Source organism: uncultured Anaerococcus sp., assembly GCF_937934665.1.
Lineage (GTDB): Bacteria > Bacillota > Clostridia > Tissierellales > Peptoniphilaceae > Anaerococcus.
Window position 1 is genome coordinate 1 of sequence record NZ_CALGYW010000065.1, and the last position, 13,246, is coordinate 13,246.

General features: G+C 36.9%; 9 protein-coding genes, 1 tRNA gene and 1 pseudogene. 10 read left to right on the plus strand and 1 reads right to left on the minus strand.

Annotation, left to right across the window (positions count from 1 at the left end; genetic code table 11):
• Positions 1–371: 371 nt before the first annotated feature.
• The 3 genes from Q0410_RS03945 (at position 372) to Q0410_RS03955 (ending at position 4,089) form a co-directional block, all read left to right on the plus strand.
• Positions 372–2,261, plus strand: coding sequence for an FAD-dependent oxidoreductase (locus tag Q0410_RS03945; protein ID WP_299033056.1), 1,890 nt, complete (start codon positions 372–374; stop codon positions 2,259–2,261).
• 967 nt (positions 2,262–3,228) lie between these two features.
• Positions 3,229–3,945, plus strand: a complete 717-nt coding sequence (locus tag Q0410_RS03950) for a hypothetical protein (RefSeq protein WP_299033032.1) — start codon at positions 3,229–3,231, stop codon at positions 3,943–3,945.
• Positions 3,946–4,013: 68 nt separating this feature from the next.
• Positions 4,014–4,089, plus strand: a tRNA-Gln gene (locus Q0410_RS03955).
• A gap of 162 nt (positions 4,090–4,251) precedes the next feature.
• Here Q0410_RS03955 and Q0410_RS03960 read toward each other — a convergent pair.
• Complete coding sequence (locus tag Q0410_RS03960; RefSeq protein ID WP_299033035.1) at positions 4,252–5,406, minus strand: iron-containing alcohol dehydrogenase; 1,155 nt, start codon at positions 5,404–5,406, stop codon at positions 4,252–4,254.
• A gap of 209 nt (positions 5,407–5,615) precedes the next feature.
• On the opposite strand from Q0410_RS03960, the gene Q0410_RS03965 reads away from it, so the two are divergent.
• The 7 genes and pseudogenes from Q0410_RS03965 to Q0410_RS03995 form a co-directional block, all read left to right on the plus strand.
• Entirely contained in the window at positions 5,616–7,553 is a 1,938-nt protein-coding gene (locus Q0410_RS03965) for an aconitate hydratase (RefSeq protein WP_299033038.1), read from the plus strand.
• The gene (locus Q0410_RS03970) at positions 7,550–8,548 is read left to right on the plus strand and encodes an isocitrate/isopropylmalate dehydrogenase family protein (protein ID WP_299033041.1); all 999 of its coding nucleotides are present in this window, start codon (positions 7,550–7,552) and stop codon (positions 8,546–8,548) included. The genes Q0410_RS03965 and Q0410_RS03970 overlap by 4 nt, the downstream gene beginning before the upstream one ends.
• A 1-nt stretch (position 8,549) precedes the next feature.
• A complete protein-coding gene (locus Q0410_RS03975) occupies positions 8,550–9,902 on the plus strand; it encodes a citrate synthase (RefSeq protein ID WP_299033044.1) in 1,353 nt (450 codons plus the stop codon).
• Between the two features lie 224 nt (positions 9,903–10,126).
• Positions 10,127–10,582, plus strand: a complete 456-nt coding sequence (locus Q0410_RS03980) for an FMN-binding protein (protein ID WP_299033047.1) — start codon at positions 10,127–10,129, stop codon at positions 10,580–10,582.
• Positions 10,583–10,597: 15 nt separating this feature from the next.
• Positions 10,598–12,076 (plus strand): annotated as a pseudogene (locus Q0410_RS03985) (flavocytochrome c); the annotation flags it as partial.
• A 61-nt stretch (positions 12,077–12,137) separates the two neighbouring features.
• Positions 12,138–12,698, plus strand: coding sequence for a TetR/AcrR family transcriptional regulator (locus tag Q0410_RS03990; RefSeq protein WP_299033050.1), 561 nt, complete (start codon positions 12,138–12,140; stop codon positions 12,696–12,698).
• A gap of 250 nt (positions 12,699–12,948) precedes the next feature.
• The coding region (locus Q0410_RS03995) for a uracil-DNA glycosylase family protein (RefSeq protein WP_299033053.1) at positions 12,949–13,246 on the plus strand (298 nt) is incomplete at its 3' end.

Genomic DNA, 13,246 nt, shown 5'->3' on the forward strand with positions numbered 1-13,246 from the left:
TATTCGCGCCTTATAGGCGCTATGCAAACTACCAGCTAAGCTGGTAGTTTTGATTATATAAAATAATCAAATAACGAGATAGTAGAGGTAGGAAGCCTTGGAAGAAGGGGAGGAAATCGCCAAATAAATTAGAAATTCACTTTTGCCCTGAACCCCAAAATCCGGGATACGGGTGGAGGGGTTTTTGTATGTAATTTTAACCTTACAAATTATAAATAACATTGATAATTAAAAAATTAATTTTATAATATGATTATAAATAACGTTTTCAAAGAACTGTTTTACATATAAAAAAATTAGTAAAGGAGATAATATGTATCAAAAATTATTTGAACAAGGTAAAATCGGAAAACTCGATATAAAAAGTAGGACTGTCATGCCAGCTATGGGGGGGTAATTACTCTACAGCTAATGGAGAGGCAACTAACCAAGAGATAGAGTATTATAAGGCACGTGCCAAGGGAGGTATTGGTCTTATCATAACAGGGATAACCAATGTTGATGGAAAGGCTGGAAGAGCTTGTGGTAACCAATTATCAGCAGCTTCTGAGGGTAATGTCAGATCTTTAAGAGAACTTGCTGATGCAGTTCATACTTATGATACAAAGAGTTTTGGTCAAATCCACCACGCAGGCATTCAAACATCTTCTAGAATCACAGGTTTTAAACCAGAAGGACCATCCGCGCTTGCTTCTAAGGTTGTGGGAGAAGTAGCTCATGAACTTACTATAGAAGAAATCAAAAAGCTAGAGGGTCAATTTATTGCAGCAGCAGTTAGACTTAAAAATGCAGAATTTGACGGGGTAGAAATCCATGCAGCCCATGGTTATTTAATATCATCCTTCCTAAGCCCACTTACCAATAAAAGAGAAGATGAATATGGAGGCAGTCTAGAAAATAGGATGAGAATCCTTCTAAATATACTAGGAGGTATTAAGGCTTATTGTGGCAAGGACTTTGCAGTAAGTATTAGGCTAAACTCAACTGACCACGTAGAGGGAGGCTTAGAATTTGAAGAATGTCTTCAAATAGCAAAGATTTTAGAAAAGGCAGGTGCAGATTGTATCAACCTAAGTGGTGGTACTTATGAATCAGGATATACAATTATAGAGCCATCAAGTATTCCTCAAGGATGGAAGAAAGACTATGCTAAAAAGCTAAAAGAAAATCTATCTATACCAGTTATAGCTGTAAATAATATCAAGGATCCAGAAGTAGCAGAAGCTCTCTTAGAAGAAGGTGTAAGCGATTATGTAGGACTTGGCAGAGCGTCACTAGCAGATCCAGAATGGACTAACAAGGCTAAGGCTAATAGAGATAAATATATTAGAAAATGCGTTGGCTGTATGAACTGCTTTGCCCAACTTATGAAATATGATAGACCAGTAACTTGTACTGTAAATCCTGAGCTTAGCAAGGAATACCTATACACAGACCTTAATAAGCTAATAAATAAAACAGGTGATGGCAAAAAGGTTGTAGTGATAGGAGCAGGACCAGCAGGTAGTGAAGCAGCACTTGTACTTGCAGATAGAGGTTTCGATGTAACAATTTTTGATAAAAATGAAGGAGCTGGTGGGTCTATTAGATTAGGTGCCAAGCCACCATTTAAGTCATACTTCAATTCCTACATAGCTATGCTTGAAGCTAGCATGGAGGAAGCGGGTGTAGATATAAGATTTAATGAAGAAGCAGATCTAGAAAAGGTCAAGACCTTAGATCCATATGGTGTTGTAGTAGCAGTAGGTGGAAAACCAGCTGTACTAGATATCAAGGGACTAACTTGTGACAAAGCATTAACTTACGCTGATATCTTATCTGAAGATATTGACTTCACTGGCAAAAACGTGCTAGTAATAGGTGGGGGAGAAACAGGTCTTGAGACAGGCGAGTTCCTCAAAGATAAGGGCAACGACGTAAAAGTTATAGAAATGCAGGAAGAAATAGGTAAGGAATTAGAAGCAGCAAGCAAGGGCCTAATACTAAAAAGATTTGCTGATAAAGGCATACCAGTATTAACAAAGACAACTGTAAAAGAAGTAAATGATGGTAAAGCTAGCCTGGTTAATTTAGAAACTAAAGAAGAAAGTCAAGTTGAATTTGACTATATAGTTTTAGCGGTAGGGGTAAAAAATGATCCAGCCTATAATAAAGACTTTATAGATAATTTCGATAAGGTTATAGTAGTTGGAGATGCTAGAAAACCAAGAAATATAGTTCTAGGAGCTAGAGAAGCCTACGATAAGGCCTTTGTATTTTAGTAAAAATAAATAGCATAAAATGATAATTAAAAAAGGCTGGTAGACAATAAAGAATCGTCTCAATACCATTATTGGTTTTAGAAGATATGATGGAATTTGCCCTTTGAAGTTTTGCCTTAAGGATAGTAGGTCTATAGGATCTACCTATCTAAAGAGGCAAACTTTCATAGAGAGATACTACTTATTTACAATCTTTACCAGCCTACTTTTCCTAAAAATATAGGTATTTAAACAAATTTATTAAAAAATCTGCGAAAAATTTAAATTTTATGTTTAGAACTAGATTATCTGGGTATCATATTAATAACAGAAAATGAAATAGTTTTCTTACCCACTGGCACAGGGATTAAGAAAATTGAATAATATTTATAAAACATTTAGTTTTGATTCTTCTATGGTGAGCTGTTGATTTATAAGTTTCTAGTATATCTACTTTGCTTATAGATTTATAGAAAAAGTGGTGGAAGATAAGTGTAAAAGATGAGCCATCTGACATTTTTCTATAGGATTTGTTGTAGAAGACGAATTAGAATTTGATGATTTTATAAAAAGTTTTGTCAGAACGTTACTAGCAAAAAGAAGATTTCATATATATAAAGAATGTTTCTAAAGTTAAATACTTGTACAGAGAAAGGAAAATAAGTGTGATTGAACCTAAATCAGAACGCTGTGCCGGTGGGGAAAAATAATCGACTTTGAAGTGTAAAGAAATTTCAGAGTCGATTTTTTTGTGGCTAATTTAAAAAATACGTTTCATTAAAACTCTGTTTAATTTATGATTTATTACTTAAATTCTAATTTTGAAACTATAGTTTTTGAAATAAAAAATTAAGGCGTAAATTTAATTTTTTTATAATTTAGGATGGATTTATTTATGTTTCTAGATTAAAAAGATTTTACCTAAGATAGATTAGCTACATGAATAATCATGATATAATGTTAAAGAGGATTTGAAAAGGATATGGTCATGGATATTAATTTTAAAAAACAGATAATGAATGATTATTCAATAAATAAAGAAGATTATTATTCTGCTAGGCATATATTTTCTGTTAATCAAGTAGATGAGTCTTTTATGTTTTATGACAAGGCTGACTTTGCCGCTATTTGTACTGCTGGAAAAGTGTTTATGAGATCAGATAACCCAGAACTTATGGAAGAGTTAAAGAAAAATTTTAAAGATTATCCAGGAGCTTGGTTTGCAGAGGTGGCTAATATAAGAAAACTTGACAGGATTTTAGGGAAATATAATATAGAAATTGATAACTTTTTTCCTTTGATGAGCTTTAGTGACAGAGACGTTTCGGTAAAAGACTATGAATTTACAAGGATTAATAGAGATGTAATATATAATTTTAGGAACAAAACAAAAATGGCCTTTGCTTTTGATGATGACGATAGGTTTGGTCTTCGCTATAATGATGGGGATAAGCTTATAGCCTTGGCAGGAGCTTCGGTTTCTGGAAAGTACCTTCGGGATATAGGACTTGAAAAATTCTCATTTGAAAATAGATACAAGGGCCTTGCTGCATCTATTTTAAGGAGCTTATCTTTGTTGATAATTGAAGAAAATGAAAATATAAGTCCGATAACATCTACTCAATTTTCCCATACAAGGTCTATAAATACAGCAATTAGGGCAGGTTATGATATGAATCTTTGCCTAACAGGAAATGAAAAATAGGATAATATTAATTAATTTTAGCGTTGACAAATGAGTCGAAAGAGGTAATTTATAAGGGTGGGAAATTTTGGAATGTAGCCAAGTCGGTAAGGCACCAGATTCTGACTCTGGAGATCACAGGTTCGAATCCTGTCATTCCAGCCAATTTATGAAGACTGTGGATTAAAATCTGCGGTTTTTTATTTTTGAAATTTTAATTTGAATATTATATCTTACTTATGATAAAGTATGATACTTAAAAATTCAAATAAAAACTGACCCACAGGCCAGTCCTGGAGTCAGTTCTTATCGGGATTTTAGTTTTTCTTAGAAGTCTACCTTTTCGCCGTAGTATGCTGCGTGGTAGATTTTTTTGATGTCTTCTGGGCTTGTTTCTCTTGGGTTTGTGAGGGTACAAGCGTCTTTGAAGGCATTTTCACTCATCTTATCTAAAACTTCTAGGAAGTCTTTTTCTTCGATAACTGTATTTTTACCGTCTTTGATGTTAGCACTTATACCTACAGCCTCGTTTAATTTTCTAACTTCCTCTGCTAGGTCATCGATGCCTAGGATTTTTTCTATTTTTTCGTATTTATCGCAAGCTTTTCTGTTGTAGTCTATTATATATGGAAGCATGATGGCATTGGCTTCACCATGGGTTAGGTGGAATATTCCGCCGATTTTGTGGGCCATAGAATGGACTATACCAAGCGATGCGTTGGTAAAGGCCATACCAGCTATACAAGATGCTATGTGCATTTTTTCTCTTGCTTCCATGTCATCTCCATTGTCGTAGGCTTTCTTTAGGTATCCAAAAACTAACTCTATAGCTCTAATAGCGTATGGGTCAGTAAAGTCATCTGCAGATGTAGATACGAAAGCTTCTACAGCGTGGGTCATTACATCCATACCTGTTGCTGCTGTGATGTGAGCTGGCATGGTTGCTGGGATTCTCATGTCTAGTAGGGCTACTTCTGGGACAAAGTCAGGGTGAACAAGTGGATATTTGATTTCTTTTTCTGTGTCGGTTATTACAGAGAAAGCTGTGATTTCACTTGCTGTTCCAGATGTAGATGGGATACAAATCATCTTCGCCTTGGTTTTAAGTGGTGGGTTATCAAAATTTGCAAGTTTTTCAAAATCCCAGTCTGGATATTCATAAAATACCCACATGGCTTTAGCTGCATCCATTGCTGAGCCACCACCGATAGCTACTATCCATTCTGGTTCAAATTCAGCCATCTTAGCTCCACCAGCTAGGCAGGTTTTAACAGATGGGTCTGGTTCAACTCCGTCAATTATTAAAACTTCTATGCCTGCTTTTTCTAGTTGGCTTTTGGCTTCATCTAGGAAACCAAATCTTTTCATAGAAGATCCACCAGTAACAAGTACTGCTTTTTTGCCCTTTAGGGTTGATAGGTAATCAAGTGCGTTTTCACCGTGGACAATGGTGTTAGGAACTGAAAATGTAGTATAGGTCATAAATTCCTCCAAATCTATTTTGTTAATTAACTAACAATATACTTATAATATACTTCTTTCACAAGTTTATGTAAAGGTTTACCCAAATAAAAAGCCTGATTTGTATAAATAAATTTTAAATAATTTTATTTATTAATGGGAAAAATTTAATTTAAAAGTATAATTAACCATAACTACATTAACACATTCAATAGATTAAAGGAGTTATTATGGGCTTATCATTAGCTTACAAAATATTAAAAAATCATTTATTAAAGGGAGAGCTTAAGACTAATGAGGAAGTGGCGATAAAAATCGACCAGACTCTAACCCAAGATTCTACAGGTACAATGGCTTATCTCCAGCTAGAAGCAATGGATATCAGAGACGTATCGACAGAAAATTCTGTGGCCTATATAGACCACAATATTTTGCAAGCAGGTTTTGAAAATGCTGACGACCACGAGTTCATCAAGTCTGCTGCAAATAAGTTTGGTATCAAATTTTCAAAGGCAGGTGCAGGAATTTGCCACCAGGTAAATCTCGAACAATTTGCCAAACCAGGCGACACTCTTCTTGGCTCTGATTCCCACACACCGACAGGCGGCGGCATGGGCGAACTTGCCATAGGGGCTGGCGGTCTTGAGGTGGCTGTTGCTATGGCCAAGGGCTTTTATTTTCTCAAAGTCCCAAAGATATATAGGGTAAATCTTACTAATTCCCTAAATCCTTCTGCCAACGCCAAGGACGTAATTCTTTATATTTTAGGAAGGCTTACAGTCAAGGGCGGGACAGGCTACATAATGGAATATACAGGTCCTGGTGTGAGATCACTTTCTGTCACAGATAGGGCAACTATTTGTAATATGGGGGCAGAACTTGGTGCGACCACTTCGATTTTCCCATCAGACGAAAACACAAAGGCTTATCTAAAAAGTCAGGGCAGGGAAGAAGATTATATCGAGCTTAGCGCTGATCCTGATGCTTTTTATGACGAAACTATTGAAATTGACCTTGGAGAAATCAAGCCTGCTGTAGCTAAACCACATTTCCCTGACCAATATTCAGAAATAAAAGATCTTGGAAAAATTAAGCTAGACCAGGTTGCAATTGGGTCTTGCACAAATTCTTCTTATATGGATTTGATGAAGGTTGCGGCAATTCTTGATGGCAAAAGAGTCCATCCGGACGTATCTCTTGTAATTTCACCAGGCTCTGCGACAATTTTAGAGAAAATTTCTGAAAATGGAGCATTAGCTACAATGATAAAGGCTGGAGCGAGAATCCTTGAATCTGGCTGTGGGCCTTGCATAGGCATGGGTCAAGCTCCAAAATCAGGTGGAGTTTCCCTAAGGAGCTTTAACAGGAATTTCAAGGGTAGATCTGGAACAGCTGATGCAAATGTCTACCTTGCAAGCCCAGAAACCTGCGCGGTAAGTGCTATTTTAGGCTATATTGCGGACCCATCTGAAATAGAATATAAGGAATATTTTGATAAGGATGTTTCTTTTAACCACACCCAAGCATATTTTATAGAGCCAGAAAAAGATTTGTCAAAAAGAATCAAGGAAACTGTCAAGGGTAAGAACATCAAGCCCTTCCCAAGGGCAGAAAAGGCTAGTGACATTGACAAAAAGGTAATTTATAAGGCAGGTGACGGGATTACTACAGATGATATTTGTCCGTCAAATGCTCATCTTTTACCATTTAGGTCAAATATTGAATATCTTTCAAGCTTTGCCTTCACAACAAAAATCGACGATTTCAAGAAAAGATGTCAAGATAATGACGGAGGCATAATTGTGGCAGGAGAAAACTACGGTCAAGGCTCATCCAGAGAACACGCCGCTCTCATTCCGCTATTTTTGGGGATCAAGGCTGTTGTTGCCAAATCTTTTGCAAGAATTCACAGGTCAAACCTTATAAACAACGCAATCTTGCCCCTTGTTTTCGAAAATGAAGGAGACTATGAAAAAATATCCGAATTTGACCAGATAAAAATTTCCAATATGGAGAATTCAATCAAAACAGGCGAATTTATCCTGGAAGATTTGACCAAGAATATAAAAATTAAACTTAAGGGAGATTTTTCTGACAGAGAAAAGGAAATTCTTCTTGAAGGTGGATATTTAAACTACGCCAAGAACCTAGATTTGGAGGAAAAATGAAAATTACACTGATAAAGGGCGACGGAATTGGGCCAGAAATCACAGAGGCCATGAAAAAAATTGCATCCGCTCTAAAGATAGACATAGAATTTGAAGAAATAAACGCAGGCCTTTCGGTTTTTGAAGAGGAAGGCGTCTACATTCCCCAAAGTCTTTTTGATTCCATAAGGGAAAATAAAATCGCAATCAAAGGGCCAATTACAACCCCTATCGGCCACGGTTTTAGGTCTATAAATGTGGAACTTAGGAAGAAATTCGACCTTTTTGCCAATATCAGGCCAATCAAGGCCCCAGGCCCTTTGAGATTAAAATTTGACGGTGTAGACATGGTAATTTTTAGGGAAAATACCGAAGACCTCTACGCCGGAATTGAAGAGCAAATTTCCCCCAACGAAGCCCATTCTATCAAGGTAATCACCAGAGAAAAATCTCAAAGGATAATTGAAAAAGCCTTTGAATTTGCAAGAAAAAATGATAGAAAAAAGGTCAGCATAATCACAAAAGCAAACATAATGAAGCTTTCTGACGGGCTTTTCCTTGAAGTTGGCAGGGAAGTTGCTCAAAAATATCCAGATATAGAATTTGAAGAGCTCTTAGTTGACAACACCGCCATGCAAATGGTCATGAATCCTGGACGTTTTGACGTAATCGTGACAGAAAATCTTTACGGAGACATTTTATCAGATCTTGGAGCTGGTCTTGTAGGCGGACTTGGCCTTATGCCTGGAGTAAACAAGGGCAAGGACATTGCAATTTACGAATCTATCCACGGATCTGCCCCAGATATAGCAGGGAAAAATTTGGCAAATCCGATTGCCATGATCCTCACATTTTGCCTCCTTCTTGATGATATAGGAGAAAAAGACCATGCAGAAAATATCAGAAAAGCCATCTACAAAACCCTGGCTGATAAGAATAATTATACAAGAGATTTGGGCGGAGAAAACACCACAACAGGCATTACCGATTCCATAATTTCGAACTTAGGATCTTGATATGGGAAAGTTTTTAGAAGAAAAAATAAAAATATATGCCGATGAGATTGAAAAAGCAACGATCATTGATAAGGAAATTTACGAAAAATATGCCATAAAAAGAGGGCTAAGAAACCAAAATGGAACGGGAGTCCTAGTTGGAGTGACCAAGGTTGGGGATGTTTGCGGTTATAAAATAGAAAATGGAAAGAAAATCCCAGCCGAGGGCGAACTTTTTTATAGGGGTTACCCTCTAACAGCCATGGTCCACGATATAGAAGTATCACACAGACTAGGATTTGAAGAAGTGATTTATCTTTTGCTTTTTGATAAGCTTGCAAAAGAAAAAGAATTAGAATATTTCAAAAAAGTCCTAGCCCAAAATCGCAAGCTTCCGGCCTATTTTATAGAGGATGCCATCCTTAAAGTGCCGGGAGCGGATATTATGAATAAGATGATGAGGGCCATGCTCGCTCTTTATACCTATGATGAAAATCCTGATTGTACCGAGACCTCAAATGTCCTAAGACAATCCCTATCCCTAATTTCTAAGGTGCCACTTTTAGTGATTTATTCCTACCAGGTCAAAATCCACAAATTTGATAACAAGTCACTTGTAATCCACAATCCTGACCCAGAAAAATCTATAGCAGAAAATATCCTAGCTATGCTAAGGGTAGATCAAAATTACACAAGGGAAGAAGCGGAAATCTTAGACCTCCTTCTGATAATTCATGCCGAACACGGGGGCGGAAATAATTCAGCCTTTGCAACCCACGTAGTATCCTCGTCTGGGACAGACTCCTACTCGGCCATGGCAGCAGGACTTGCATCTCTTAAGGGGCCAAGGCATGGAGGAGCAAACATAAAAGTCGCAAAGATGCTTGATAATATCAAGGAAAATGTCAAAGACAGAGAAGATAAGAAAGAGATAAAATCCTATCTAGAAAAAATCCTAGACAAAAAAGCCTTTGATAATGAGGGCTTGATTTATGGCCTAGGCCATGCAGTCTACACCTTATCAGACCCAAGAGCAGTTTTACTTAAGGAAAAAGCAAGAGACCTTGCCAAAATAAAGGGAAGAGAAGCTGACTTTTTCTTTGTAGAGAATGTAGAAAAAATCGGACAAAAACTAATAATGGAAAAATTTAAGAAATCCTACCCACCATGCGCCAACGTCGATTTGTATTCAGGTCTGGTCTACGATATGCTAAAAATCCCAAGAGAACTTTTTCTGCCAATCTTTGCCATAGCAAGAACGGTAGGCTGGCAAGCCCACAGACTAGAACAAATTGCCGATAAAAAAATAATAAGACCAGCATATCTATCCCTAAGTGATAGGAAAGAATACATAGATGTGGATAAGAGAAAATAAAAATAAATCAGATAAAAGAGTAAAGTGTGAATCTTTGCTCTTTTTAAATGTTTATTTTGAACGATTTTTATTTTTATTCTGAATTTACACTTTAATAAGCCTGTTAAAAATAAATTAATAGAATTTATTACGGAAAAGATACTTGACAAAAGATTATCAATATGAAATAATATAATAGAATATTCTATCGATATATTCTAGTAAAATATTTTTATGGAGGGAAAATGAAGTCGAAGAAGTTATTAGCTGGACTTTTATCGTTATCAATTTTATTTGCTAGTGCTTGTAGCAATGATGTGGAAAGTCCTAAGGAAGAAACGAAGACAGAAGAAAAAGCAGTTGAGAAAGCTAGATCCAACTCTGGAACGTTTGAAGGTGTTGGTAAGGGGCTTAATGGAGATGTAAAAATTGAGCTTACATATGAAGATGGCGAGATTAAGGATGTAAAGGTTGTAGAACATAAAGAGTCTGAGGGAATTGCAGATCCAGCCTTGGAACAAATACCTGCAAAGATTGTGGAAGAACAAAATATAAATGTTGATACAGTTTCAGGTGCTACCGTCACATCAACAGCCATCATAGATGCTGTAAAACAAGCCTTGGAAGCAGCTGGCGCCAATGCTGATGATTTTATTAAAGAAGCAGAAGAGACAAGCAAAGAAGGCCAAACTATAGAATAAGAATATGATGTTGTAGTTGTTGGTGGCGGTGGATCAGGTCTTGCAGCTGCAGTGGCAGCCTTAGAAGAAGATGCAAGCGTACTTGTCCTAGAAAAAATGCCGGCTGTTGGCGGGTCAACTATTATAGCTGGTGGCCAATATAACGCAGTAGATAAGCCAAGACAAGAAAAAATGCCTATGAGAAAGGATACTTTCGAGTCTGTAAAATCATATTATGAAGAAGAAGCAAAAAATGACCTTCATCAAGAGCTTATGGATAAGCTTAAGGACCAAGTTTCTGAGTACGAAAAAGGCGATATGGAAACTACCTTTGATTCTGTAGAACTGCACGCCCTACAAACCTACAGGGGCGGTGATTATGTTGGCGATTTAAATCTTATCTATCAATTCACAAAGGGAGCTGAAGAATCTGTAGGCATCCTTGAAGGCTTGGGAGTAGACTTTGTTGATGAAGTCTTCACCGTTACAGGCGCCCTATGGCCAAGAACTCACCAATTCGTAAAACCTCTTACAACTGGCCCAATTGAAGCTTATATGGAACACATTGAAAAGGCTGGAGACAAGGCAGAAATCATGTATGAAGCTGCAGCTGAAAAGCTAATTGTAGAAGACGGCAAGGTTGTAGGTGTAGAAGCTAAACAAGGAAACGACAAGATAATTGCAAGAGCAAAAAACGGCGTAGTAATGGCTACAGGTGGGTTTGCTAGAAATAGTGAACTTGTCAAAAAATATGGCATCCACTGGGAAGGCTTGGAAGAACTTGGCTCTACAAATGCTGTAAGTGCAACAGGTGACGGCATAATCATGGGCGAAGAAGTAGGAGCAAACCTAGTAGGTATGGAATGGATCCAACTTCTACCAGTAGGCGATCCTGAAACAGGAGGCATGCAAGGAAATATTTCTATAAACGCTGCAAACCAACTATTTGTAAACAACCAAGGCAAGAGATTTGTGGCAGAAGATGAAAGAAGAGATGTCCTAACTCAAGGACTAATGGAACAAGATGGCAAGGAAATGTGGATCTTACACAATGCTCACGAATATACAGACGAAACAGTTAAAAACGACTTCAACGAAGAGATAGGAGACCTTGTAGAAAAAGGTGTAGCTGTAAAGGGTGACACCATAGAAGAATTAGCTGAAGCTATGGGAGTTTCTCCAGAAAACCTAAGAGCAACAGTTGATGATTACAACAAGGTTGTAGCAGGTGAAAAAGAAGATGATTTTGGCAAAAAATTGCTACAAGATCCTTTTGACAAGGCGCCATTCTATGCATCAAGAAGAGTACCAACAATCCACCACACCATGGGGGGACTAGAAATAAATGAACTCTGCCAAGTAGTAGATAAGGATGGAAATGTAATACCAGGATTATATGCTGCAGGAGAAGTAACAGGCGGAATCCACGGCTCAAACAGGCTAGGCGGCAACGCTATACCAGATACAGTAGTCAATGGTAGAATAGCAGGTAAGAGCGCAGCACAAAAGAAATAAGCTAAAGGCACGGACACTAGCCCGTGCTTTTTAACTTGTAAAAGTGAGGTATGCTAATATTATGGGAAAAATATATGTAAGTGATAAGAAAAAGAAAATAGTAGACACCATAGCTTGCTTGGTAGATGAAAATGGCCTTAAAAATATATCGATAAAACAAATTTGTGAGGAAGCCGATATATCCATAGGCACTTTCTATCATTATTTTGAATCAAAAGATACTATTGTCTATGATATGTTTGAAGTTTTAAATGAATATTTTTTTGACAATGAAGCTCTTATAAGGTCTCAGAAAACCTCAAAAGAAGCAGCTATATACTTTGCCAAAAGCTTCGGAGAATTTGCCGAAGAATGGGGATATTATGCTAATGTCCTCATATCAACAGCCAGGGTAAGGAAAAAACTAATATCCATACCCGACCACGATATGTGGAATATCCTGAAATCTATTTTAGAAGAAGCTATAGAAAAAGGCGAAATATCAGATGTTTATGATGCAGATTTCTATACGGACTCAATAAAGGCGATAATCAGAGGCAGCCTATTGGAATGGATCTATAATAAAGATGACTTTGATGTGGAAGAGACAATAAGAAAAAGAGCAGAATGTTTCTTAAACTAAGCTAATATATTTTTAAAATCAAAAGATAAAGACCAAAAGCTCTGGAAAACCAGGGCTTTTTGCTTGAGCAAATGAAACTATTTGCAGATTAGGATAAAAAGAGATAAAAATCCATAAAACAGGTATTATTATTTTAAGAAAAACGGGTAAGTATTTATTGAAGGGTGCAAGGACTAAGAAGTACTTTGACAGTGTTTTAGTTTTTTAGCTAGCAAATCGATTTAGGCATAAAGAAAAGATTGGAAGACTTATGGATAAAAAATTAGTAATTGATAAATTAAGAAAAGATTCTAGGAATAAAACCTATACAGACAGGGAGATTGACCCGATTTTTCAGCTTAATCCTAGATCTAAGGTTTTGATTATCGGTCAAGCTCCTGGGAAAAAGGTTGAGGATACAGGGATTTTATTTAATGATAAGAGTGGAGAGAATTTGGTAGATTGGCTGGGAATAAGTATGGAAGATCTTCACAGCGAAGATTTTTCTATAATACCCATGGATTTCTATTACCCAGGCAAGGCAAAGTCTGGAGATAAGGCTCCGAGAA

What these genes read in the sequence shown, in the direction of transcription:
- Q0410_RS03965 (WP_299033038.1), top strand. Translation starts at nt 5,616, where the DNA reads ATGGGCTTATCATTAGCTTACAAAATATTAAAAAATCATTTATTAAAG.
- Q0410_RS03960 (WP_299033035.1), bottom strand. Translation starts at nt 5,406, where the DNA reads ATGACCTATACTACATTTTCAGTTCCTAACACCATTGTCCACGGTGAA.
- Q0410_RS03990 (WP_299033050.1), top strand. Translation starts at nt 12,138, where the DNA reads ATGGGAAAAATATATGTAAGTGATAAGAAAAAGAAAATAGTAGACACC.
- Q0410_RS03970 (WP_299033041.1), top strand. Translation starts at nt 7,550, where the DNA reads ATGAAAATTACACTGATAAAGGGCGACGGAATTGGGCCAGAAATCACA.
- Q0410_RS03950 (WP_299033032.1), top strand. Translation starts at nt 3,229, where the DNA reads ATGGATATTAATTTTAAAAAACAGATAATGAATGATTATTCAATAAAT.
- Q0410_RS03975 (WP_299033044.1), top strand. Translation starts at nt 8,550, where the DNA reads ATGGGAAAGTTTTTAGAAGAAAAAATAAAAATATATGCCGATGAGATT.
- Q0410_RS03980 (WP_299033047.1), top strand. Translation starts at nt 10,127, where the DNA reads ATGAAGTCGAAGAAGTTATTAGCTGGACTTTTATCGTTATCAATTTTA.